Source organism: Pseudanabaena yagii GIHE-NHR1 (assembly GCF_012863495.1).
Lineage (GTDB): Bacteria > Cyanobacteriota > Cyanobacteriia > Pseudanabaenales > Pseudanabaenaceae > Pseudanabaena > Pseudanabaena yagii.
Map to the genome: position 1 here is coordinate 1,664,550 of NZ_JAAVJL010000001.1, position 24,159 is coordinate 1,688,708.

At 41.3% G+C, this 24,159-nt stretch carries 17 protein-coding genes; 8 read left to right on the forward strand and 9 right to left on the reverse strand.

From position 1 onward, the window contains the following. The first annotated feature begins 47 nt into the window (after nt 1–47). Nucleotides 48–179 (forward strand): hypothetical protein, encoded by a 132-nt coding sequence (locus HC246_RS26315; protein ID WP_263972455.1) that lies wholly within the window; start codon nt 48–50, stop codon nt 177–179. Here HC246_RS26315 and ribBA read toward each other — a convergent pair. After that, nucleotides 130–1,833 carry a bifunctional 3,4-dihydroxy-2-butanone-4-phosphate synthase/GTP cyclohydrolase II gene (gene ribBA / locus HC246_RS07755; protein WP_169362880.1) on the reverse strand — a complete coding sequence of 568 codons (1,704 nt, stop codon included), beginning with the start codon at nt 1,831–1,833 and terminating at the stop codon, nt 130–132. The two genes, HC246_RS26315 and ribBA, sit on opposite strands and share 50 nt — an antisense overlap. 959 nt (nt 1,834–2,792) lie before the next feature. Between ribBA and HC246_RS07760 the strand changes: the two genes are divergently transcribed. Together HC246_RS07760 and grpE are read left to right on the forward strand one after the other, a co-directional pair. Further along, a complete protein-coding gene (locus HC246_RS07760; RefSeq protein ID WP_169362881.1) occupies nt 2,793–4,022 on the forward strand; it encodes an S-layer homology domain-containing protein in 1,230 nt (409 codons plus the stop codon). A 253-nt stretch (nt 4,023–4,275) separates the two neighbouring features. Beyond that, nucleotides 4,276–4,929, forward strand: coding sequence for a nucleotide exchange factor GrpE (grpE, locus tag HC246_RS07765; protein ID WP_169362882.1), 654 nt, complete (start codon nt 4,276–4,278; stop codon nt 4,927–4,929). Nucleotides 4,930–4,984: 55 nt separating this feature from the next. On the opposite strand, the gene HC246_RS07770 is transcribed toward grpE, so the two are convergent. Beyond that, nucleotides 4,985–5,074 (reverse strand): cytochrome b6-f complex subunit PetN, encoded by a 90-nt coding sequence (locus HC246_RS07770; protein ID WP_126389856.1) that lies wholly within the window; start codon nt 5,072–5,074, stop codon nt 4,985–4,987. 537 nt (nt 5,075–5,611) lie between these two features. Between HC246_RS07770 and HC246_RS07775 the strand changes: the two genes are divergently transcribed. Together HC246_RS07775 and HC246_RS07780 are read left to right on the forward strand one after the other, a co-directional pair. Further along, a complete protein-coding gene (locus HC246_RS07775) occupies nt 5,612–6,490 on the forward strand; it encodes a DUF928 domain-containing protein (protein ID WP_169362883.1) in 879 nt (292 codons plus the stop codon). Nucleotides 6,491–6,707: 217 nt separating this feature from the next. Then, entirely contained in the window at nt 6,708–9,044 is a 2,337-nt protein-coding gene (locus tag HC246_RS07780) for a CHASE2 domain-containing protein (protein ID WP_169362884.1), read from the forward strand. A 23-nt stretch (nt 9,045–9,067) separates the two neighbouring features. Here HC246_RS07780 and HC246_RS07785 read toward each other — a convergent pair whose 3' ends face one another. From HC246_RS07785 to HC246_RS07805, 5 genes are all read right to left on the reverse strand, one after another. Continuing rightward, nucleotides 9,068–10,294, reverse strand: a complete 1,227-nt coding sequence (locus HC246_RS07785; protein WP_169362885.1) for a diguanylate cyclase domain-containing protein — start codon at nt 10,292–10,294, stop codon at nt 9,068–9,070. Nucleotides 10,295–10,471: 177 nt separating this feature from the next. After that, a complete protein-coding gene (locus HC246_RS07790; protein WP_169362886.1) occupies nt 10,472–11,458 on the reverse strand; it encodes a sensor histidine kinase in 987 nt (328 codons plus the stop codon). 8 nt (nt 11,459–11,466) lie between these two features. Then, on the reverse strand, nt 11,467–12,615 hold the full coding sequence (locus tag HC246_RS07795; RefSeq protein ID WP_169362887.1) for an FIST signal transduction protein: 1,149 nt from the start codon (nt 12,613–12,615) through the stop codon (nt 11,467–11,469). Nucleotides 12,616–12,966: 351 nt separating this feature from the next. Further along, the gene (locus tag HC246_RS07800) at nt 12,967–14,619 is read right to left on the reverse strand and encodes a B12-binding domain-containing radical SAM protein (RefSeq protein WP_169362888.1); all 1,653 of its coding nucleotides are present in this window, start codon (nt 14,617–14,619) and stop codon (nt 12,967–12,969) included. Between the two features lie 114 nt (nt 14,620–14,733). Then, the gene (locus HC246_RS07805; RefSeq protein WP_169362889.1) at nt 14,734–16,041 is read right to left on the reverse strand and encodes a hypothetical protein; all 1,308 of its coding nucleotides are present in this window, start codon (nt 16,039–16,041) and stop codon (nt 14,734–14,736) included. A 340-nt stretch (nt 16,042–16,381) separates the two neighbouring features. On the opposite strand from HC246_RS07805, the gene HC246_RS07810 reads away from it, so the two are divergent. Next, nucleotides 16,382–17,491, forward strand: a complete 1,110-nt coding sequence (locus tag HC246_RS07810) for a DegT/DnrJ/EryC1/StrS family aminotransferase (protein WP_169362890.1) — start codon at nt 16,382–16,384, stop codon at nt 17,489–17,491. 439 nt (nt 17,492–17,930) lie between these two features. On the opposite strand, the gene HC246_RS07815 is transcribed toward HC246_RS07810, so the two are convergent. Then, a complete protein-coding gene (locus tag HC246_RS07815; protein WP_169362891.1) occupies nt 17,931–18,770 on the reverse strand; it encodes a glycosyltransferase family 2 protein in 840 nt (279 codons plus the stop codon). Nucleotides 18,771–18,998: 228 nt separating this feature from the next. Between HC246_RS07815 and HC246_RS07820 the strand changes: the two genes are divergently transcribed. Next, nucleotides 18,999–20,339: a hypothetical protein gene (locus HC246_RS07820; protein WP_169362892.1), complete on the forward strand. Its 1,341-nt coding sequence runs from the start codon at nt 18,999–19,001 to the stop codon at nt 20,337–20,339. 12 nt (nt 20,340–20,351) lie between these two features. After that, entirely contained in the window at nt 20,352–22,298 is a 1,947-nt protein-coding gene (locus HC246_RS07825; protein ID WP_169362893.1) for a P-type ATPase, read from the forward strand. 450 nt (nt 22,299–22,748) lie between these two features. Here HC246_RS07825 and HC246_RS07830 read toward each other — a convergent pair whose 3' ends face one another. Beyond that, nucleotides 22,749–24,080, reverse strand: coding sequence for a transporter substrate-binding domain-containing protein (locus tag HC246_RS07830; protein WP_169362894.1), 1,332 nt, complete (start codon nt 24,078–24,080; stop codon nt 22,749–22,751). Nucleotides 24,081–24,159 lie beyond the last annotated feature (79 nt).

The following is a 24,159-nucleotide window of genomic DNA, read 5'->3' on the forward strand; positions in this document are numbered from 1 at the left end:
GTAGCAATATAGAAAAAATTAAAAATAGAACCAACTAAGCAAGTTTTATGACAGAGGTTATTCTTTTCAACTCTTTCTTTTGGATTGCCGCAGCATTACTGGCGATCGCTACTGGTGGGGTGGGCTACCTTACTTATTTAGAATGGCAAGATCGTCGTCGCCGTGGTGGAAAAAGTTAAACCACTCATAAATGCGATCCGTGAGCCAAGGTGTATGCCATGCTAAGCCAAGGTTAATTGTTTCCGCAAAACCTGTGGGTGTTTCAGCATCATTACTGGCTACGCAAAATTTAAAGTTTTTAACCTGTTCCCATTGTTTGAGATGCTTTAGCACACGGATGATTGCCTGACGATAGGGATGATTTGGCTCGGCATACCAATCATCAGAAATTTCGTTAGAGCTATCAAAGCCTAAATGCACAATTGTGAACTTATTAGCTAGATCCTTCTCCGACTCTTTATTTACCTCTTGCGTATCCGCATCCGCAAACAAACTTGCAAAGGCAGTAGAAGTTTCTTCCTGCAAAAGGAGATCGTTACTAGCAGCAGCTTCACGCAATTGGTCAAGCAATTCCGTTGATTTGTCGGTTGTCCAATGGATACCTAAAGTCACAAGCTTTGTTTGTAAGAGCAAATGCCCTAGTTTTTCGGCTTTAGTTTCCAGATAGCGCAAATTATATTCATTGGTTTCGATCAAGAGGGGCAAGCGTCCCACGATTTCAATATCAAAACCTTTGAGTCCTGCAAGTTTGCGAGGATTGTTGGTAATCAAGCGCATCTTTTTGATACCCAGATCATGCAGAATTTGTGCCCCAACACCATAGGTACGCAGATCTGCGCCAAATCCCAGTTTTTCATTGGCTTCAACTGTATCGAGTCCCCCATCTTGGAGGGAATATGCCTTGATTTTATTAATCAAGCCGATGCCGCGACCTTCCTGACGCAGGTAAACAACTACTCCCCAATTGGCAAACTCGATCATTTTCAAGGCGCTTTGTAACTGTCCGCGACAATCGCAACGCAAGGAGCCGAGGGCATCACCCGTCAAACACTCGGAATGAACACGAACTAGGACTTCATTTTCTGGGAAATCCTGTAAATCACCTTTGACGATCGCCAAATGTTCGGTGTTATCTAGGGTATTGCGATAACCGTAAACGCGGAAATTACCAAATAACGATGGCAAACTGGCGATCGCCTCACGCTTTACAAAGCGATCGTGTTCTAGACGATAGCTGATTAAATCCGCAATGCTAATTAATTTAAGGTTATGCAGCTTGGCATATTCGATTAGCTCAGGCAACCGCGCCATCGAGCCATCATCATTCTGAATTTCACAAATAACACCTGCGGGATATAGCCCTGACATCTGTGCTAGATCCACTGCGGCTTCGGTATGTCCTGCCCGCTTGAGGACACCACCATCCTTTGCTCTCAAGGGGAAAACATGCCCCGGACGACGCAGATCATTAGGACGAGTATTAGGATTAATTGCTGCTTGAATGGTGCGGGAGCGATCCTCGGCGGAAATACCTGTAGATGTGCCTTCCACCGCATCAATGCTCACGGTAAAGGCAGTTTGTTGGCTATCGGTATTGCGATCGACCATTAAGGGTAAATCTAAGCGATCGAGGCGATCGCCTGTCATCGCTAAACAAATCAAACCCCGTGCCTTGACTGCCATAAAGTTCACCATTTCAGGTGTGGCAAATTGGGCTGCACCAATCAGATCGCCTTCATTTTCGCGGTTTTCATCATCGACAACGACGATGAGGCGACCAGATTTGAGATCGTTCAGGGCATCGGGAATGGAATCAAATTGAAACTTTGTCAAGGCTTACTATCAGGGATTCTAGCTATTTATATCTATCATATAGCAATCTCTATAGAGCTTAAAACAGAAAAAATAGAGAGGACAAACATTCTCTGGTTTATTGAGATGTATAGCAATTACCGATCAAACGAACCACAATAGATTTTTTGAAAGTGTTGCTTCGCAACACTTTCAAAAAATCTATTGGTTTGGATTGCTGTCAGTCAGTTTGTCTCAATTTTAGAGAGTAATTGTATAGAATTTGCTTGACATATTTCTCAATCCCTCCTTTAAATCAGCAGCAGTAAGGGACTTGCTATTAATTCAAGTACCTGTGGCTTCGACTTCGCTCAGCCAACGTTAGCTGAGCGAAGTCGAAGCTAGATAACTTTGGTGGGACATTTTTTATCCGCAAGTCCCTAACGATTCACAAGATTGCTAAAAGTATTATCGAGAAATTTGAAAGCGCAGCTTCGTCTCACTTTCGGTTTTTATTTCAGCGTAACGCGCTGGAAGGAGCAATATTAAAAACTCCAAAGCTAGTTACAGTAAAAAGGAAAGTTGGCACTTCGTACCTCCTTTCCTTTTTACTGTAGTGATGGATATAGCAATCCTAAATGGGTTTATGGAAGCGCACCCCGAAGGGGTGCGCTTCCATAAACCCCAAAATCTACAAATGCTTTAGGACTGCTATATATTAAGTAATATTTAGATTTAGGCGAACTCTAAAGAATTTTTTTGAAGTCACAAAATCTTACCTATGTTTGATTTGATTGATTTTTGAGTTTGACTTAATTCGCGATTACTTCTTTCCAAGATATATACGTTTGACTTGTTTGATTTATTTGACTAGCAAGCAGAATTGATAAAAACTTTTAAACTGTAACAGTGAAAAATACAAAAAATTATGAGGAACTTTTGATTTGCGTATACAGTCTCATTCGGGGTATACACGAATGTATATGGGAGAAAAAATTAAAATGACAAATCAATCTAGACGTTCTAGCACTGCATTACTTGTTGCTGTTAGTTTTATTGGTAGTTCTGTAATTCCTTTAATTAGTGCAACATCGGCATTTGCTCAGACTACGTTTAATGATGTACCTCCTAACTACTGGGCACAGCCTTTTATTCAAGAGCTAGCTTCCAGAGATATTCTTAAAGGTTTTCCTGATGGGGGATTTCGTCCAAATGATCCAGTCACAAGAGCGCAATTTGCAGCAATTTTGAGCAAAGCAACAAACAAAGCACCAGTTCGTGGGGAAGTAAGCTTCGTTGATGTTAGTTCCAACTATTGGGCAGCAACAGCCATTCAGAAATCATATACAACAGGCTTTTTGTCTGGTTATCCTGGTAACGTTTTCGAGCCTTCTCAAAATATTCCCCGTGTACAAATTCTAGTATCTCTAGCGAATGGACTAAATTATTCTGCTAGTCAAGCTCCTGAAACGATTTTGCAGGCTTATTCTGATTCGTCTAGCATTCCCAACTATGCCAGAAATAGCGTAGCAGCAGCAACGGAAAATCGTTTAGTAGTGAACTATCCCAATGTGCTGTTCTTAAATCCTAACCAAACTGCAACTAGAGCTGAAGTGGCAGCCTTTATTTATCAAGCTTTAGTGAAATCTGGTCAGGTAAATGCGATCGCCTCTCCCTATATCGTGGGACAAAATGGCACAACCCCACCAGTCCAAAATCAAGTCAGAATTCCCGCAGGCAATACCATTGCTGTGCAGTATTCCAAGGATAAGATCCTGTTAGGTCCTGATGAAAAGGTACCTTTGACTCTCACAGTTTCCCAAAATATTGCTAATCCTCAAGGGGTAATTTTGATTCCCTCAGGTACACAAGTGGTGGGTGAATTGAGGACTGTATCGGGAGGTGCTCAGTTCTTTGCAAGTCAACTTGTATTTGCCAATGGCAAGCAAGTAGCCATCAATGGCACTTCCAAAGTAGTGACTACCACTGAGAAAGTTGATAAGGGTATCAGCGTTGGCAAAGTTGTACAAAATGCTGCCCTCGGTGCTGCTGCCGCCGCCGCAATCTCAGCCGTAACTGGTGATCGGGCGATCGCTACTGAGGAAGTCCTTGGTGGTGCAGGTATTGGTACATTACTTGGTCTATTTTTAGGTCGTGATAGCGTGACTCTCGCTTCTGTGAATCCGAATACTGACCTAACAGTAACCTTGAATTCCGATCTACTCCTATAGCAATCCTAGATGGTTTATGGAAGTGCACCCATGCGGCGTGTATCTCCACAAATCCAAAAATCTACCCTAGATGGTTTGAGGAAGTGTACCCATCGAGGGCGCACTTCCATAAATCCAAAAATCTACAAATGATTTAGGACTGCTATATAAAAGTTTTCAGATTGTCATAGACAATCTGAAAATCACAAAACTGTGTTGAGAAAGAGCTTTGCTTAGCAAGGCTCTTTAGATTTTTGTAAATTCTAATAAAACCATGAGCGATCGCACGGAAATATTACGTCAATATATGCAACTAGCTGGAGTATCTAGCTTTCAGTTATTAAGTGAACGCACGGGGGTATCACGTCGGGCGATCGATACCCTACGGAAAGGGAATGCCAAAACATTAAAATATGCCGACCTAGCCAAGTTAGCGGCAATTTTGCAAATTGAACTGACCGAGTTGATTGCCAACTTTATTAATTATGATTCTTCTACTAATGATGAATCTGTTGTTTCTGCGATCGCTGCTTTACGTGAAGAATATCAACGCTTACAGCAAACGTTAGCAAATCAACAACAAGAATTGCGATCGCAATTTGAAAGGGAAACTCTTCAGCAATTGGAATCTCTGCTGCTGCAATTGCCATCGGCTGCCTATGCCGCCCAGCAAAATCCCAATATGCTGGCTAAAAATATCCTGCCTTTATTACGCCCTTTAGATACACTCTTACAAAGATGGGGCATCACGGTAATTGGTGCTGTTGGTGCAGAGGTTGCCTACGATCCACAAAGGCATCAATTGATAGAAGGTAATGATGAAATTGCGGTAGGCACTCCTGTGATCATCCGATACATTGGCTATATGCAAGGCGAGAAGTTATTGTATCGCGCTAGAGTCGCTATCAAAAGCACAGATGCCGAATAGACGAAAGGGGCGCAACGCGCCCCTTTCGTAAGGAATTTATCTCAAAAAATTAATTTTATAGACCGTTACGTCCCCAAACAACAAAAGCGATCGATAGGGTGAACATACCAAGTAAGCTAAACCAACCAAATGACAAGATATCCATAGTTTTGTAACGATTTAAATAAATTTTTCTAAATACTATAATACGCTTTCCTGTACTAAAGGGAAATAACTAAGGTTGCTAGAGCATTTTTCAAGCAAGCTAGGTATAGAGGTTTAAGTCCCTACAGAAGGTAGGAAAAACCCGTACTTCACTAGACAGGGAAATGCTATGAGGGCTTGCTGTTTAATATAGCAGTCTTAAATCAGTTGTTAGCATCATTGGCTTCGGCTTCGGTTTATGGTGGCTTCGGCTTCGCTCAGCCACCATAAACCGAAGCCGAAGCCACTCACATCTCATTTAGGATTGCTATAAAGACCCCAATTTTTTATGATGCAGCGAGTTCGTGCTACAAAAAATTTGTTCTACATTTCCCTAATGTTAAGTCGAATGTCCGTAGCAACTTTTTAGGAGAGGTTGCATTCTTACTATTTAGGATCTCAAGGTTATGATCTTTAGCGCACCGAGACTTAGGACATAACTCTATAGATTAACTATAGATTAATTGTATAGAGCACTTTTTCTGGAGGCGATCGCATCATGTCTTTATCAAAAAAAATCTTAATAGCATCGGTTTGTTCTTGCTTAGCAGTTACCAGTAATAGCATCGTTTCACCCTTATGGTTCTTAAACTCTGAAGCTCAAGCTCAATCCCGCAGAGTAATATATGTTCCTCCAAGCAGTCTCGATTCTCCCCTCACTTCTGCAGCAGGAGCTAGACGTACTTCCAAAGGAGAATTCATCGCTTTGACACCACAGGCGGAAATCAATATTCCCCCAATTCCACAGACTATTTCTGAAAGACCTACGATTTATTTCCGAATTCCTAAATTTCGGGGATCAGTAACTTTCAGACTTGACAAGGATAAAGATGCGGCTTTATCAACACAGGGTAAAGTCTATGACAAGAAGTTTGAGATTAATAATGACGAAGGAATCATTGCATTTAAATTACCCGATGATGCGCCAATTCTAGAAGTTGGTCAAATATATATATGGCGTATGAAATTCAGTAGCCTCGATCTCAATCTCAATCAATTCGCAACCATTGAGGGATCAGTACGTCGGATTTTACCAAGCAAACAATTGACAGAAGAACTATCAAAATCATCCAAGGCAATAGATCGAGCTGCATCTTTTGCTAAAGAGGGGATTTGGTTTGATATGTTGCAAGTTTTAGCCGAAGCCCAAACGACTGTGCCTAGCAATGCAGAAGTGAGAAAAGCATGGGTTGAGATATTAAAAGTTGCGTTTAAAAACCAGAGTATTCAATCCTCAACGAATTCGACAACTATACCAGCGCCAATGCAAACATCAACCACTCCAGATCAACAAAATCAAAAGCCACCGATTCAAGAACTTGTTATTAAGGCTAATTTTGTCTTACAGCAATCAGGTGTGACACATTCTAATTATTAGACTATAAGAGGTTTTCATATTGCCGTAGGCAAAATAAAAACCTCCATAGGGGATTAATTTTTTGTTGTCAAATGAGTGTGTAAGTATCTGGATGCAATTAAATATAAAAAACAAAAACTGTGGCACAAGCTATGATTTCGTCACGGTTTTTGATTCTGTTTTTTAATTATGTTCAGCTACTTAACTATTTGCAAACTGCTGTATTAGGAGCATTAGCATGGCTGGGCACTTCAAAAATATTCTATGGAAATGGCGTGGTGTGGCGATCGCTACACCAGCCATTTCCTTGGTTGTAATCGGATTACGCCTCATTGGAGCACTAGAGCCAGTTGAGTTAGCGATGCTCGATCAGTTTTTTCGATGGCGATCGCCTGAGTCTACAGATAGTCGAATTGTAATTATTGGCATTGATGAAGCCGATGTCCGTCAATATGCTTGGCCGATTGATGATGCTTTGCTGACTCAGTTATTAGACAAGGTACGACAACAAAAACCCCGTGCGATTGGTTTAGATCTTGCCCGTGATAAGCCCGTCGGTACTGGCTATTCACAATTAGCATCATTATTTAAAAGTACGCCAAACCTGATTGGGGCAACCAAAACCGCCGATTTAGTAAATTCTAATTTTGCGATCGCTAGTTCTAATATCGAGCCACCCCCAGCCCTTCCTGCTGAACAAATTGGTGCAATCAATATTCTTGTTGATGCTGATGGGAGAGTTCGGCGGGGATTAATGGCTTTAGGTTTGCCCGATGGCAAGATTGCCACTAGTTTTAGTTTGCAACTAGCTCTACTCTACCTTGATGGGGAAAAAGTAGTTCCCTTTGAGCAAGCCCTCAGTCCCCCTAGATTACGCATGAATGATGGTGGTTATAGCCATGCTGATGTGGGTGGACATCAATTTATCATTAACTATCGTAGATCGCGGCAAGGCTTTCAGATAGTGCGGATGGCGGATGTTCTCGAAGGAAGAGTTTCTCCCGATTTATTGCGCGATCGCGTCGTCATGATTGGAGTAACTGCGGTCAGTTTAAGAGACTGGTTTTTCACTCCCCTCGATAGTGGCATTGGCAGCACGCGCATTTCCACATCAGGAATCGAAGTTCACTCTCAAATAGTGAGCCATATTCTCAGTAGTACCCTTGACGGACGCTCAAGAATTCTCACTTGGGAAAAGCCTTGGGAATGGTTGTGGATTGTTGGTTGGTCTTTGGCGGGCGCACTTTTGATTTGGCAATGGCGCAATGTCAAGACCCAGAACCGTGAACTTCGGGTATTAATTGGGCGATCACTTAGCGTCTTGATCGTCGGTGGTAGCCTATTTGCAACTTGTTTTATAGCCTTTGCCTATGGTTGGTGGTTGCCCTTTGCACCTGCCATGATTGGCTTTGTGGGTGGAGGTGTGATTGTGACTAGCTATCTAGCGCTCACAGCAGCACAGATTCGGACTTACTTTAGTCGTTACTTAACTGATGCAGTCGTTAAGAGCTTACTAGAAACTCCTGAGGGTTTAAAACTGGGAGGCGATCGCCGCAAAGTCACAATTCTCATGTGTGACCTGCGAGGCTTCTCCACAATTTCCGAAAAGATGCCACCTGAAAAGGTAGTGGAAATCCTCAATGTATTTTTAGGAACGATGACGGAAGCGATCACTACCTATGAAGGCACAATTGATGAATTTATTGGTGACGCGATTTTAGTGCTGTTTGGTGCGCCCATTCATCGTGAGGATGATGCTGCTCGTGCGGTCGCCAGTGCGATCGCCATGCAACTCGCCATGCGATCGGTCAACGAAAGACTTACCCAGATGGGCTTACCCGAAATTGCTATGGGTATTGGCATTAACACAGGTGAAGTAGTCGCGGGGAATATTGGTTCCCAATCTCGCGCCAAATATGCCGTTGTTGGGAATCATGTCAATCTCACCGCAAGAATAGAATCCTATACCGTGGGTGGTCAGATCTTAATTTCGGAAACCACCTACAACGAAATACAGGAAATCGTCAAAACCAATGGCTCTATGCAGGTAGAGCCTAAGGGCGTATCTCACCCCATTTCCATTTATGATGTTTGCGGAATTGGCGGTACTTATAATCTAGAGCTTCCTTCTATTAATGATTCGCTCCAAGTATTACCCATGCCAATTCCCGTGACTTACCGCATTTTAGAAGAGAAGCATCTCGGCACAGATAACTTTGCAGGTGAACTACGAAGACTATCGCCCTATGGTGCAGAAATTTTTGCCGATCAGGATGTGCCTGTATTATCTAATCTCAAAATCCATCTTCAAGTTTCTTTCCCGAACTCCTTAGATGATCCTACTCACAAGATCGACATCGAAGGTGAAATCTATGCCAAAGTCCTAAAACATCAACACCCAAATCAGGCAATGTTCTTAGATCAGTCAGTTTCAGGGGATTTGGTATTAGAAAACAAGCTGACCATTTCCACAATTCCTAAACAGCGATCACGCCCCGTTAAGCAAATTTATGTGCATTTCACCACAGTTCCCGATCACCTCAAAGCATGGCTGAAATGGCAAACAAGTATATAGGTTGATATTGCTGCCAGCAATATTTACTTCGCTAATACAATCCGATTACGCCCCTCCTGTTTCGCTTGATATAAAGCCTTATCCGCTAAAGAAATAGGCATTTCCATCGAAATATTAACATTAGGGACAACACAAGCAATGCCAATACTGACCGTAATGCGATCGCTGACTAGGGATTTGACATGAGGAAGATTGAGATCATAAATGGCATTCATAATTGTCTCCGCTACTTTCTGTGCTCCTTCAATCGATGTATGGGGCAATACCACGACAAACTCCTCACCACCATAACGTGCCAATAGGTCTTGAGCACGCATCAACAATTGACTAATTCCTTGGGCAACCTGTCTTAAACATTCATCTCCCGCTAAATGACCATAATGATCGTTGTAGTTCTTAAAATAGTCCACATCCAGCAAGATTAATGATATGGGTTGACGCTCCTGTTGCAGGATAGTCCACTGTTGTAGCCAATACTCATCAAAGCCTCGACGGTTGGCAACTTGAGTTAAGCCATCCATTTGGGCGAGTCGGTGCAGTTGTCGATTTGCTGACTCCAAAGCCGATGTTCTCTCAGCAATTTTCTTTTCTAGAGAATAGGCATATTCTTTCAGTTGCATTTGCACTTCTCTCAAATTGGCAAGTGTCTGAGCGAGTTTAATCTTTTGCTGTTTTATGATGGTGATATCTCGATAGGCTCTTAGGGATGCGAGGAGCGTTGTCAGCAGATTTTGCCTTGTCAACTCCACCTTGAGCTTATAGTCATTAATATCGTAATTAAAGATTACAGATTCCTCAGGAGCTTCGCCTGGATGTCCCGTCCGTAGAATAATCCGAATTTGATGATTGTTTAACTGTTCACGGATATATCTGATTAACTGTAGTCCTGCATCATTGGTTTCCATGACTACATCTAGTAAAATCAAGGCAGCATCAGGATGAATATCCGCAATTAACTTTTTACATTCTTCAGCCGAATAAGCGGAAAAGAAAACTACTGGTTTACCTTCAAAGATAAGATTTCTCAATGCTAGCTGGGTTGCACGATGTACGTCAGGCTCATCATCGGCAATAATTACTTTCCACTGATCTATGTTTAATTCTTGTTGACTAATACCTACATTTTGTGGTGTCTCTACAGCATCATCTTCATCACTGAAGGTAATTTCATCATCATCTTCGCTAGATGGAAAAATATCGATCTGGCTATGATGCGGTTTAGAACTACATGAGACATTGGGAAATGACATAGATATGACAAAGAATAAATGCGAGCTATAAGGATTTACTGATGAGATTGATTGCTAAAAACATATATTAATCCTTCATGGTTTGAGGAAGAGCACCTCTTCGAGATGTGCTTTCTCGTATAACGAAAGTTATCAACAAATAATGTCTGAATTAGCCCAAAGTCCAAACTATATAACCTAAGTACTTATAGAGTTTGGCAAATTTACTGTAAATAGTGTACCTTTTCCGATTTCACTTTCACAATCAATACTTCCTTGAAGTTTTTGAGTGACTAAGTTATAGGTAACGTTTAAACCTAATCCTGTACCTCCTCTATCACGAGCAGTAGTAAAAAATGGCTCAAATATTTTATTGAATATTTGCGGATCTATCCCAAAACCATCATCTTTGTATTGAATAATGGTGCGATCGCCTTGCTGCTGAATATGAATATGAATATTGCCAGATGTATTGGGCAAATAGGCATGAAGCACAGAATTATTGACAAAGTTAGTAATTACTTGAGCTAGCGCACCAGGGTAGCTATCAATAGATATAGAGTCATCACCTGTGATCGATACGTTATGTAGATTATGTTTAAATTGAGGTGAAATGCTGATCATTATTTCCTCAATATATTCCTTAACTTTAAAGATTCTTTTCTCAGAATTAGACTGATCCACCGCAACTTGCTTAAAACTATGTACTAATTCACCTGCACGATTTAAGTTGCTTAAAATCAAACTACTTACCTCATTAGCAACGTCTAAATAATGATTGAGTAATGATTTTTTTAAACAACCAGACTCTACTAATGTCATTAACAATTGCGTTTCATCCCTCAGGGTGGAGGCAAGCGTTATACTTGTACCTACAGGGGTATTGATTTCATGAGCGACTCCTGCTACAAGACCACCCAAAGCCGCCATTTTTTCGACTTCTACTAATTTAGTTTGCATTAATGATAAATCTGCTAAGGTTTGCTCAAGATCACTACTTTTTTTCTCAAGAATACTTTGATATTCTTGTAAGTCACAAATCACTTTTTTTAGCAAAGCTTCTTTATTCCGATTAGTGGTTTCTAGCGTGGCACGATCAATTTCTGAGCGCTCCAATTTCTTCTTGAGAATTCGATTCTCTTTCTCTAATCGTTTAATGATCAGCTTGTCATCTTCAACTTCCATAGGAGCTATTACTGATTACCAAGTAGCAACGTGACAAAAGTGGTGTTGTGGAAAAAGGCTTGACCATTTTGTCGTAATGGCGCAACTTCCCCATAGGTATAAAAACCACAACTGCTAGGTAAATTTTTGAGTGAACCTGCGATCGCTTGATATTCTTCATTGGCTCTTGTCCCCATAATTTGTCTACGCCAAGCACAGGAGAAAAATAGGGCAGCCTCAGGTTCTTGACCTGTGTAATGGGATTTAGCTTCGGCAAATGAGACTCGTGAGGCAGTGATTACATCTTCGAGGGAGGTGTCAGTAATTTGCACTATAGAACCTGCAGGAATATCACCTGACATAGTGAGGCTGCCAATAGCTTTGTCGTAGGCGATCGCCCCCCGCAGAAAAAATGTATCTTCATTCGGAGGAAATACTGCTAAAGGATAGACAGCATCAGGCTCATCAATATTTAGGTAGTAATGATAAAAATCGAGCGCAGGTTTATGGTCTATTTCATAGATAACGTTTTTATCAACCTTCGTTGCAATGCTTCTTTTACCAATTGGTCGCCAGCCACTAGCAGTACCACAGGAAAACAGAATATTGCCTGCAAACAGTAATGTGGTAACAGCATCACTAAGTACTTCGTTTTTATAGAATTGATAGGTGCGTTGGTACTGCCATTGATCGGCAGTGGCTCCCCCAAAGATGGGTAAATCACCGAGAACCGAAGCTAAACCCTGCAAGATGGAAACTGTACTAGTTGTGAGACTTTCCATCATCACAATGCAAAACTTGATGGGTAAAGTGAGTTGCTGTTTAGCTTCTTCAACTGATTGACGGGCAATATCCACAGGGGCTTGAGAGACATTTCTCCCCACAGAAGCACGAATTTCGATTTCGTCAGAGCAGAAGAGCATTAAGGTCAACGAATCCTGCTGAAATTCCAAAATGGAAGAGACTTCGCCATCGGTAGTGCCACCAATGAGTTCAATATTGGGAAAAGTCTCGTTAATACGTTGCAGAATTAAGCTATGGTCAAAATCGATCGCTGCAAATAAAATCCCTGCCTGAGGTATTACACCATCAAGGGTTTGTTGACATTGCTCTAATATTTCGTCAATAGCTTCTAAGCTATCAGGATCGTTACTATGACCAACAGCAACCTTAAACATTGTTTCTTACCTAAAGTCTATAAATGTCTATAAATAATGAAAGCTACAGCTCTTTGCGGTGACTTAAACCTAGAGAAATTTTTGGAAGCGAATCTTAGCCGCGCTTCCAAAAATTTCTCTGTACTACTTTAAGCCTCAACAGGCTGTAAACAAAACTGCTATTTTTAAAGACTATATTGTAATCCTAAATCATTCGTAAAAAAACAAGTGGCTTACAACCCTTATTCACAGTGTAAGGCAGCGCTTTGCGCCGCCTTACACTATTTGGGTTTTATATCCTAACAAGCGACAACTATAAAAGTATGGTCAATAAAGCAAGAAACCTTTTGAAATTATGGCAAATCCATAATTTCAAAAGGTTTCTTGCTTTAGAAAAGATGCTTCACGATGTTTAATCAATGTCTCTACGGGCAAAGCACTCCGCAAATGTTGCCAAGGTAGAACTTGTTGAATATCCCAATTCTCATGGACATACCAAGATAAAGGTGGTAACTGTCCTCGCAATTCCTTAAAGGCACGTTTATAAGAACCATCACTAGGGACATCACCATCGCTATAGCTACAAGCTAAGCGCAATAATTTGGTCAAGCGGCGATCGCCTCTAGAAATCAGCGCTTGCACAATTGAATCTTTGTAACTTTCAGGACGAAAATCAATCCCTTTCGGTAAAAGTTTCTTACGGAAATACTGCATTTTCTTTTCGGCGGTAGTGCTAACCCCCTGCCATTGCCAAGGGGTATGAGACTTAGGAACAAAGGTACTACAGCCAAAGGTGATTTTGAGCTTTGGAGCAATTTTACGAAGAGAAAGCAGCATCTCAATCGTCTGCTCAATATCATCATCATTTTCCATCGGAACACCTGCCATACCGTAAAGCTTTAGTGACTTTAATCCCCCAGCCTGAGCATTGATCGCGGCTTGTTTGATTTCATTATTGTGCAACTTCTTATTAATTATTTCTCGCAATCGTTCAGAACCACTTTCGATCGCAATGGTCACAGAGCGACTATCACGGCTAGAGAGAATTCGCGCTAATTTTTCTGTTAGTGTATTAGTGCGAACGGAGGCAAGGCTGAGACGGACATCATCAAATTGTGGCTGTGCAAGATAATCCAATAAAGCATCAAACTCAGGATGTTGAGTAATTGATGCGCCAAGAAGCCCTAAACGTTTAGTGACAGTTAATCCTTTGGCGAGCGCAGGAATTAAGCTGGTTTCCAAATTGGCAGTCCGAAACGGAAGCGTGAGGTAACTTGCTAAACAGAAACGACACATTTCTGGGCAACTCCTTACCACTTCCACCATAAAAATACTCTCCCAAGCTGCTTTTTCGGTAACAACAGTGGAAGCTGAAAGAGTATTTCCTTTATAGGTTTGCTTATGGATGATTGCGGGAATATCAGAATCTATGGGTTGAATTGAGGAGATCGCTCCATCCTCAGATTCATAGGTTACTTCGTAGAGTTGCGGTACATAAATTCCTTCTAGTTTAGCTAAATGACGCAATTTCACTTCTCGACTAGCATGACGGACTTCTTGATAAGCATTGAGGAAGTTCCCAATTAATTCTTCGCCATCACCGAGCAAGACAATATCAAACCATGCGGCAAATGGTTCAGGATTGGCGGTTAAAACTGGTCCACCACCGAATACTAAGGGATGTTCATCGGTGCGATCGCAAGTATCAATGGGTATATCAAACTTCTGTAATGCAGTAAGAATGTTGACATAATCCAATTCCCATGAAAAAGAGAAACCCAAAATCTCAATCTGACGCGGTAAGTCCTCATGGGCATCAGTAAACCAGCGCCGAACATTAACTTGCGATCGTGTGGCTAAATTTGCCCAAACCCCTTGATAGCCCAAGCTCGTAATCCCTACAGTGTAGGTGCTAGGAAAAGCAAAAACAATATTCACCGCATCGCGATCAGGTGTAGCTGGTTCAAAGAGTAAATATTCGGACTGGAAATAAGATTGATTCAAGGGTTCGGCAATAGAGCGCATTATTGCTATACTACACAATTTGCGGGTTAACCTCAAAAAGTACAGCGCGTTGCGCTGAATTAAAAAATAGAGAAAATTTTGAAAGCGCTGCTAAGCCGCGCTTTCAAAATTAAATTATCGAACCTGTGAAAAAATCCGATACTTCTTTTCGTCAAATTTAGAAATTTGTGAATCTTGATGCATATCTTTCTCCTGAGAAATAGATGTCTCATGGGTATGCATTCTCACAATATTATAGCGAGTTTCTCCAGCATAAACTGCCAAAGCAATATTGAGCATATCAATAAATGCAATTACCGACTTACATTTTGACTCACTATATCTACTGTAGTATTTGATAATCAACGCGATTCTCAGTTCTAAATGAGAACGAACAGCATCATTAATCAAGAGAAGTTTGAGGAGTAATACTACAAAATTAAGAGGATTAGTATGATGTAATAAAATATTAAATAGTTCAGTTAAATGCTCATGATCACTACTCGTCATTTGACTAATTAAAAATTTAGAAGTTTTTAAAATCAAATATGGATTGACTAAATGATCATGGTGCTCTGCTTTCAATTTGAATAAATCATCATGTAATTTAGTTTGTACTGTCTCCGATATTTCTGGATCAGCAATTGAAAAATCAAGATACTGCAACAAACGAACTTTAAAATCGTAGTAAGTTAGTTCTTTAATACTTGCCAAGAAATTATTTGCTTGAGATTGACAATTCAAGACACTATTTTTAGTCAACATAAGCGTGACTAGATTTAAAACATTACTACTTAAGCTGGTAGGGTTATTAGGTTTGCTTTGACTGGAGTGATGATTACTTAACCTTGCCGTATACATAGCTAGATTAAACTGAAACTTCGCCTTCATTTCCTGTGCCAATAAATTAGCAGCTTGCCTTTGTTCTAGGGAACTTGTAGGGTTTGTATATTGATCTGTTAATAAATATGAAGCAAAGCGATTGCTCCAATTATGATCGAGACTAGAGACAGGATTCAGACTGATTGTAAATAATTTTAAGGTTTTAAAATCTTCACTTTTAATAAAAAACTGTAGCCAAATTCTTAAGGTGCGTAATTTAATTGAGGTTGGTTTTTTATAGATTGAGGAGTCTTTGAAAACATCAATTAGAGATTGAATATAAACTCGGTTATTACTAACAGTCCAATTGTTAATGAGGATATAGCAACAACGCTTTAATGTATAAAAGAATTCTTTCTCATTATAAGCAGTTAGAATTTGATCAAGTGCGGCTGTTATTTCAGGGTTAGATTGATCATTAAAATTGATAAATAAGCACTTAAAAACTGCCAACACTTCATCTGGTGTTTGACGGCGGACAGTTTCTAAAAAGAATTCGTAAATTCTTTGTTGAGCCTGTTCAATACCTTGAGAGTAAATGCGATCTGCTGTCCAGAACATGATAATTTCATTCTTCCAAATATCAAATAGCAGTACTCAAAGCTTAAAGTTGAAACTGGATCAAGCTTTATACAGTACTTATTATAAATATTATTCACCCTTTTAATGACTGAAAAACAGTCTTGAGGACAAATTTGTTATTAAAAAGATATATAGAAGTTATATGTATGTTATTCAATTCATAAAGAAGTTGTGAAAGCTATAAGAGTATATATTTCACAGCTATTAAAAATTAAGTTTAAATATAAAGTTACTGCCAAGCGCCATAATGCTGAAACTAAAAGCTAATTGTTGCTGGATAACGTTTAAAATAGTCGAGATAATCTAGAACCGTTTCAACGTGAACAAAATCCCTCCCTTTGATGTATCGCAGCAGTATCAACAAATTGGCGATCGCTTAAATCAGGCAGCTTTAGCTGTACTCGCATCGGGGCAATATATTGGCGGACAAACTGTAAGTCAGTTTGAGAGTGAGTTTGCTAGTTATATTGGCTCAAAGCATGGCATCGCTTGTAATTCAGGTACAGATGCCTTGTATTTAGCAATGCGAGCTTTAGATGTAGGGGAGGGTGATGAAGTAATCACTTCACCATTTACGTTTTTTGCCAGTGCTGAGACGATCAGTATGGCAGGGGCAAAGCCTGTATTTGTTGATATTGAAGCCCATAGCTTTAACCTAAATCTAGATCTACTAGAGGCTGCAATTACTGAGCGCACCAAGGCAATCATGCCTGTACACCTGTTTGGTCGTCCTGTGGATATGCCAAAGCTGATGGCGATCGCTAAAAAACATAATCTTTATGTGATTGAAGACTGCGCTCAAGCGACAGGAGCAATCTCTAATGGGGAAAAGGTGGGAAATATCGGGGATGTAGGTTGTTTTAGCTTTTACCCCACCAAAAATTTGGGAGGTTGTGGGGATGGTGGCATGATGACTACCAATAATGCAGAAATTGATAAAAAGCTGAGAATTTTGCGTGAACATGGTAGTCCCCAACGCTATTATCATGAATATATTGGGATGAATTCACGCCTTGATTCACTGCAAGCTGCACTCTTGCAGGTGAAGTTGCCCTATCTAGATAAGTGGAATGCTCAACGACGGGAAATTAGCGATCGCTATACACAACTGCTCAAGGAAGCTAATATCCCTAATCTCGTGACTCCTCATCATTGTCCGGGAAGTGTCTGGAATCAGTACACGATATGCATTGGTGATGGTAAGCGTAATGATATTCAAGCTAAGTTGCGCGAGCAAGATATTATCACGATGATCTATTATCCTTTGCCTCTACATTTGCAATCTGTTTACAAGGACTTAGGCTATACAAAAGGTACTTTCCCAGTTACTGAAGATATTTGCGATCGCGTTTTATCCTTGCCAATGTTTCCTGAATTGAGCGAAGAACAGCAAGATCGAGTTGTTATTACTTTAAAAGGCTTAATCTAAACTAGCGCGAGTTCAGAATAATTTGCAACGTGCTTTGAGAGAGGGTTTGCTACGCAAACCCTCTCTCAAAGCACAAAAGTAAAAGCCTTGTTACGCAAGCAAGGCTTTTACTTTTGTGCTTTTAAAATTTGCCAGTTTAACCCGAACTGACGTTAAAAATCTTTAGTCAGCTATAGCAATGTAAGAGATAGCTAGGACAAATCAAAACCCAAATAAGTGAAGGCGGCACTTCGGTGCCGCCTTCACTTATTTGGGTTTTATGTCCTAAGCAAAACTTACATTGCTATAGATTAAGACAACCCCAGTAAAGAGTTGCGATGTTAAGTGCCGAAACTCTCTAAGTAGGTGGGCATAATTAAAAACCAGAGCCAAAACCTGTGACGCACGCTGCGTGTGCGCCACAGGTTTTGGGGTTTTATATTTAATTGCACCCACCTACTTACTGGGGTTTGTTTTTTGTCATAATATTACTGACTACAGCCATAAAAGACCTCTTCAATAGCCACAAACGATGCTTAATCTTTATGTATGTCCCTAAAGCATAAAACTTAATTCGGAGCATACCCGATAAATCTTTTTCATAGGACTTTAATAAATTAACAAACCTTTGCCATCTTTGATTATTTTGGGCATCTTGAAATGTTTTAGTACCAGGAATAAATCGATAATTACCAAAGTCTTCATCTAAATATATTGTTGTAGCAACTTGAACAGCCCGCAATAGAAAGTCGATATCCAAAGCGTAATGTTCTTGAGTATTGTACAACCCAATTTTTTGATGTAGAGAAGTATGATAAAAATACGCCGATGGATTAGTTGGCATTTGAACTTGAAAGTTATTGGGAAATTGTACTGTTAAGAGATCAAATAAACTTAATCGATGGGGTTTATTAACTTCGATAATCTCTCCCTTCTCATTCCATACATTGCAATTACCAACTAACAAGCTTGGTTCTAGAAGAGAAGTAAATACTTCTAAAACCCTATTTAAGACATTGGGACTATAATAATCGTCTACATTTAAAAATGAGATTATGGAACCATTTGCCATAGAGATTCCTTTATTCATGGCATCCGATTGACCTTGGTCTGGCTCAGAAATCCATTTAAGATGTTGATATTGGTTAGCGTATTTCTTGATGATTTCTACGGTTCTATCTGTAGAATTACCATCGATAATTATGTGCTCAACTTGATTGCACTCTTGTTCGATCACATTTTGGATGCAACCTTCAATAAATTGTTCACTATTGTATACAGGGGTAATCACACTAATCATATGGGATAAACTAAAACAGCAAAGTAGTTGGGCAAATTGTAGCGATGGTCAGTAAAGTTCAAAAAAGTAGTAAGTAGCTCAGCATAGTTATAAACCAAACCCAAATTTCTGTTTCGCCCGCTATGCGGGCGAAACAGAAATTTGGGTTTTAGGTTTTATGTCTAACTACTTAGCAATTCTTGATGCCGACTCTAATTATAATAAGCATATCCGCTTTGGGAAATACTCATGGGTATTCTTAATTCAATGTTTGCGAAATGGAAACATCCTCAACAGGGGGGAGGATGTGATCCAGATATCCAAGTTATTGCAAATCCTAGCTCAACGCCTCCCCAACCTCAAACACCGCAAAGTTCAGCAGCCCAACGTTATACAGAACTAGAGGCATCCTTGACGCGATCGCCCCAAGCTTTGTCAACCAAGTCTATCGATCCTCCTCAAAATAACGGCGGGTTTAAGAAATTTGGGAAAAGATTATTTTGGACTGGGATTTTACTGGGTGTTCCTGCGGGAATCATTTATGTGGTGAATCTACCCTATCCTGTAATTCGCCAACCAGTATCGAAAACTGTACCTATATTGCTCTTGCCTAGCAATATGGTGATCGATGCAAATTTTAAAAAAGGACAGGCAACTATTGAGGAAGCTAGACAGTTAATTGAATCACCAACTAGTGCGGCTGACTTAGATCGAGGAGAGTTAAAGCTCAAGGATGGTAAAAGCGCCCTAGATGCTATTCCTGCATGGTATGTTGCTGACTGGGCAGACTATTCGCGGGGATATTGGGGCTATTGGGAGTTTTCGCCTGCGGGTTTACAGGGGGCAAGGATTAAGGCAGGACAGCTAGAGGCAAAGGTTTTTCAAGAGAAAAATGCTCAGATCTCACTGACTGAAGCTGAAAAAACAGTGGCGCTTGCAAAGGTACAGTTACAACAGGCGACATCACCTGTAGACAAAAAATTGGCTGTCCAGAATTGGCAAGCGGCGATCGATCAACTAAGTCAGATTCCTCCGCAGACATTGGCAGGTCGTAAGGCTCAGCAGTTAGTCAATACATCTACAAGAGATTTAAAAGCATTAGCAGGACTGACCATTGGGAATGAGAAGGTGACCTATCTGCTAGGTGGGGCTGAGGAATTTGCGAAAAAAGCTGCCGAGGCAGGTCGGAATCCGCCCCATTCTAGCGATCGCTGGATTGAGGTTGCGGGTATGTGGGAGGAGGCAATTCAACGCCTTAAAAATATCCCCTCAGAAGATGTAGTTGGTTATGCTGAGGCGCAAAAGCGTCTTGCAGAATATCGTGCTAGTCTTTCAGAAGTAAAGGTACGCTTAAAAAATGAGCAGGAATCAGTCCAAGCTCTGGATCGGGCAAACCAGAAACTAACAACTTTGTGGGCAAGTTTGCCCAAGGATGGTAAAGATCTTAATCGTAATCAAGCGATCGCTAGTTTTATGGCAATTAACAATGACTTAGAGAAAGTCCAAAATGGAACTACAGTTTATTTGAAAGCGCAAGAAGTAAAACTGCAAGTGCAGCAACAATTGAAGTTATTGCAGCAAGCAAAATAGTAGGATTAACCAATGACAAAATTTGACTTTCTATCGGATACTCACAAATCTTGGCATCACATGGATGTGGAGCAGGTATTGACATCGTTGGAGTCGGCGGTAGAAGGTTTATCCTATGTCAATGCAAGGCAAAGATTGCGGTATCTGGGGGCAAATAAACTACCGCGATCGCGTCCAATTAGCAAAGTCCTATTACAACCTTTGCTTGATCCCTTGACCTATCTGCTATTGATTGCGGCTATTTATCTGCAATGGAATGGAGCTGAAGGATGGGCTTTAATTTTAGTGGGAGTCTTGCATGGATTAATTGGCATTGGGATCTCTTTGTGGGCAATGAAAACGCGCGAGAAAGTGAGCCGAGATCGTCCTCAACGCCATCAAAATGATCTGTCTAATTCAGTGATTGTTCTACGCGATCAAGAAGAGATGGAAATACCATCGAGGGATTTGGTACTTGGCGATGTTCTGATCCTAAGGGAAGGCGATCGCCCAAATGTGGATATCCGTCTACTGGAAGTGTCAGAGGATTTTCTCGTTAATCAAACTAATTTAGGAGGTGAAGCAATTTGTCCTAAGCAATTGCTCTCCTTTGAAGAAAATACGCCACCACTTGAACAGGGAAATATGGTTTATGCGGGAACGGAAATTTCTTCAGGAACAGCTAAGGGAGTAGTAATTGCTACGGGGCGATTTACCTATGAGCAAATTTCCCTGATTAAAGAACGTTCATTTTCGGCTGTCCATGTAGAACTGCGCCAACTACGACAAGTGTGGTTATGCCTATTGGGATTAGTGACACTGATTGCGATCGCCTTTGCATGGCAACGCGGAATCGTCATTAATGCGATGACTGCTGCTGCCCTGATTGTGAGTACCTATCCGCAAAATCTGCTCCGCATCGCCACACAGGTGCAACTATTAGGAATGCGGGATCTTGCTAAACAGCGCATTTGGGCAAGATTTCCATCGGTTTTAGATGGTCTAGCCAGAGTAACGACAATTGTGCCAATTCTAGAATCAGATGTGGTGCTAAGCTTTGATAATTTGCGGCGAGCAGGGATTGAGTGGCGGGGACTGCTTAGAACTTCTGAAGAAGATGCTCAAGCCTTTAGCGAAGTAATTGGCATTGATATCCATAGTTACTTTGATGCACCGCAAGAGAAAATTCGGCAATGGCAAGGCGATCCGCCAAAAACAAGGGATGCTGTTGCGGTAATTGGCAGTGATATTGAAGATATTCCCCTCTTGCGCTTAGCGGATGTGGGAATTTGCGATCGCACCTGCCGCAAGGAACTACAGGATAGCTCTGGGCTGATTTTGCCTAAAGAAGACTTCCATTATTTACCGATCGCAATTCTCGAAGGACGCGCTATCTTTGACCGCTTACAACGGACGGCTCTACTTACTGCTTCGAGTTCCTTTACCTTAGCTGTACTGACGCTGATGGATACCGCCGCAGGTTTCTCCATCCCCCCATTGCAATTAATCTGGGTCGGCGCGATCGCTACTCCGATTGTTGCATTTCCTCTAGTATTAGAGCCTACCCACGAGAGTCTCCTATTCCAGCCAGCACGGCGTTTTCAAACCATGCTCCGCCCTAGCAATTATCTACGGATTTTGCTAGCGGTCTCTGCAACGATCACTGCCATTGCTGTAGTCTTTTGGTTGAAATATCAAGGGCAAGCTGCCATGTTTTCACAGGCAAGATCGATGGCATTTATCACACTTGCCTTCAGTCCAGTGTTCCATGCCTGTGCGATCGCTCGCCATAGCATTTTGAGCAATTTGCCACTGTTGCTAGGTATATCCTTTGTTGCGGTTTGCCAAGTGATGTTTGTGCAACTGCCTTGGTTTGGTGACATGATGTCAACTGTACCTCTAAGTGGCGTTGAATGGGCGATCGCCATTCTGAGTGCTACTGCGGTTTTCTGGGTACAGGAACTAATCAAAACTGGCTAAAATCAAATTTTTTGTAGCACAGTGAAACTGTGCCACAAAAAATTTACTCAACATCAGTTTGAGTTATAGATGTCATCTTACGCAGAAGGTTAGTAAAGACCTCACCCCTAGCCCCTCTCCCGCAGGAGAGGGGAACAAGAAAATAATTAAATCTTTCTCCCCCTCGCCTTGCGGGAGAGGGGGCTGGGGGGTGAGGGCAAATCTTCCATCTGCGTAAGGTGAGTTATAGATAATTCAAATAAAAAATAGGGCTTCGACTCCGCTCAGCCAACGTATATAGATGGCTGAGCGGAGTCGAAGCCTCTTTTACCTTATTTAGAACTGCTATAAGCTTGAAAATTTTACAAGTCCAAAACCAAAAGCCTTGCTAAGCAAGGCTTTTGGTTTTGGACTGAGAGAGAGGGTTTGCATAGCAAACTCTCTCTCAGAAACTCGCCGCGTGGCATTAATTTATCTAAAAGGCATCGAATAGAGTAAACCACCTTGCTTCCAAGTACGATTTATACCGCGAGGGATATCTAGTGGTGAAAGATTGCGACTATAGATATCGCTGTAGTTGCCCACTTGCTTGAGAATTTGAGTTGTCCAGTCTGGAGCAAGTCCTAACTCAATGCCCAGTGAGTCGGATGTACCGAGAAATCTTGATACTTCAGGATTTTTGGTCTCTTTAAAAATATTGTAGTTGTCCATGCTGATGCCCAATTCTTCAGCATAAAAGGTGGCATAAACGACCCAAGTTACAACATCGCGCCAGCGTTTATCATTTCCGACTATTACAGGGCTTAGGGGTTCCTTAGAAAAGCTGACATCCAGAATTTTGTGATCCGCAGGACGTGGTAGCTTGCTCCTCCATGCAGCAAGTTGCGATTTTTCCGAAGAGATTGCATCACAGTCACCCTTGGCATAGGCATTCAAGACACTATCCATATCAGGTAAAATCATCGACTCCATATCAATGCTGGCTTCTTTCATCGACGATTCAAGATTGGTGGCATTGATGCCTGTTTCCACACAGACTTTTTTACCAGTTACTTCCTTTAGCGATGGGGTGTTATCTTCATTAGATTTTGCCTGCTTATCGGATTTACTATCCTTGGAGTCGAACTTACTAGCCTTGTCAGAAGTGGGAGTACTGGTAGGGGTGGGGGAAGTTGTGGTTGAATCAGTAGAAGTTGTGCTTGGACTAGGTGAGCTACTGGGTGAGCTACTGGACGAACTATTGGGTGCATTAGGTTTTGCACCGATTCTTATCATTACACCCTGACCATCAAAAAAAGTTGTGGGTGCAAAGGAAATATTGGGAGTGACATCACGGGTTAATGTGCGGGTCGTATTTCGCATTAAGATATCGACTTCTCCATTTTGGACAGAGGTAAATCGATCCTTAGCTAGCAATGGTCTAAAATCAACGGCTTTAGCATCCCCCAAGACAGCCGCCGCGATCGCTCTGCAATAGTCTACATCTAATCCACTCCAAACACCTTTGTCATCAACATAGCTGAACCCCGGTAATTTGCCGTTTACACCACAGATCACTTTGCCACGGGCTTTCACCCTCTCTAAAATGCCTTCAGGTTCCTTAGCGATCGCCGCAGTTGGTTTGGCAGTGGGAGTCGATGTCGCACTGGGCGTTGGTGTTGATTGGTTCTGACACCCTGATAGGAGTGCGATCGTTAAGCTCGCAAAAAAGCACCATTGACGCAGCTGGCGTAGAGGTACTTTTTTATAAATCTTGGCAGTTGTTAAAGAGTTTTTAGGCAAATGCTTGGGCATTAAGCTCATGTATTTAGCGGTTAATCTATGGTTTTGCTGATATTGATTGATGTTACAACGATTCTGACATGGATCTTAGTATAAGTGC

Bases quoted from the DNA above. Each gene is read 5' to 3' on its own strand.
- HC246_RS07805 (WP_169362889.1), bottom strand. From the start codon at position 16,041: ATGTTCTGGACAGCAGATCGCATTTACTCTCAAGGTATTGAACAGGCT.
- HC246_RS07785 (WP_169362885.1), bottom strand. From the start codon at position 10,294: ATGTCATTTCCCAATGTCTCATGTAGTTCTAAACCGCATCATAGCCAG.
- HC246_RS07800 (WP_169362888.1), bottom strand. From the start codon at position 14,619: ATGCGCTCTATTGCCGAACCCTTGAATCAATCTTATTTCCAGTCCGAA.
- HC246_RS07770 (WP_126389856.1), bottom strand. From the start codon at position 5,074: ATGGATATCTTGTCATTTGGTTGGTTTAGCTTACTTGGTATGTTCACC.
- grpE (WP_169362882.1), top strand. From the start codon at position 4,276: ATGAGCGATCGCACGGAAATATTACGTCAATATATGCAACTAGCTGGA.
- HC246_RS07795 (WP_169362887.1), bottom strand. From the start codon at position 12,615: ATGTTTAAGGTTGCTGTTGGTCATAGTAACGATCCTGATAGCTTAGAA.
- HC246_RS07775 (WP_169362883.1), top strand. From the start codon at position 5,612: ATGTCTTTATCAAAAAAAATCTTAATAGCATCGGTTTGTTCTTGCTTA.
- HC246_RS07825 (WP_169362893.1), top strand. From the start codon at position 20,352: ATGACAAAATTTGACTTTCTATCGGATACTCACAAATCTTGGCATCAC.
- HC246_RS07760 (WP_169362881.1), top strand. From the start codon at position 2,793: ATGACAAATCAATCTAGACGTTCTAGCACTGCATTACTTGTTGCTGTT.
- HC246_RS07820 (WP_169362892.1), top strand. From the start codon at position 18,999: ATGGGTATTCTTAATTCAATGTTTGCGAAATGGAAACATCCTCAACAG.
- HC246_RS07790 (WP_169362886.1), bottom strand. From the start codon at position 11,458: ATGGAAGTTGAAGATGACAAGCTGATCATTAAACGATTAGAGAAAGAG.
- HC246_RS26315 (WP_263972455.1), top strand. From the start codon at position 48: ATGACAGAGGTTATTCTTTTCAACTCTTTCTTTTGGATTGCCGCAGCA.
- HC246_RS07780 (WP_169362884.1), top strand. From the start codon at position 6,708: ATGGCTGGGCACTTCAAAAATATTCTATGGAAATGGCGTGGTGTGGCG.
- HC246_RS07830 (WP_169362894.1), bottom strand. From the start codon at position 24,080: ATGAGCTTAATGCCCAAGCATTTGCCTAAAAACTCTTTAACAACTGCC.
- HC246_RS07815 (WP_169362891.1), bottom strand. From the start codon at position 18,770: ATGATTAGTGTGATTACCCCTGTATACAATAGTGAACAATTTATTGAA.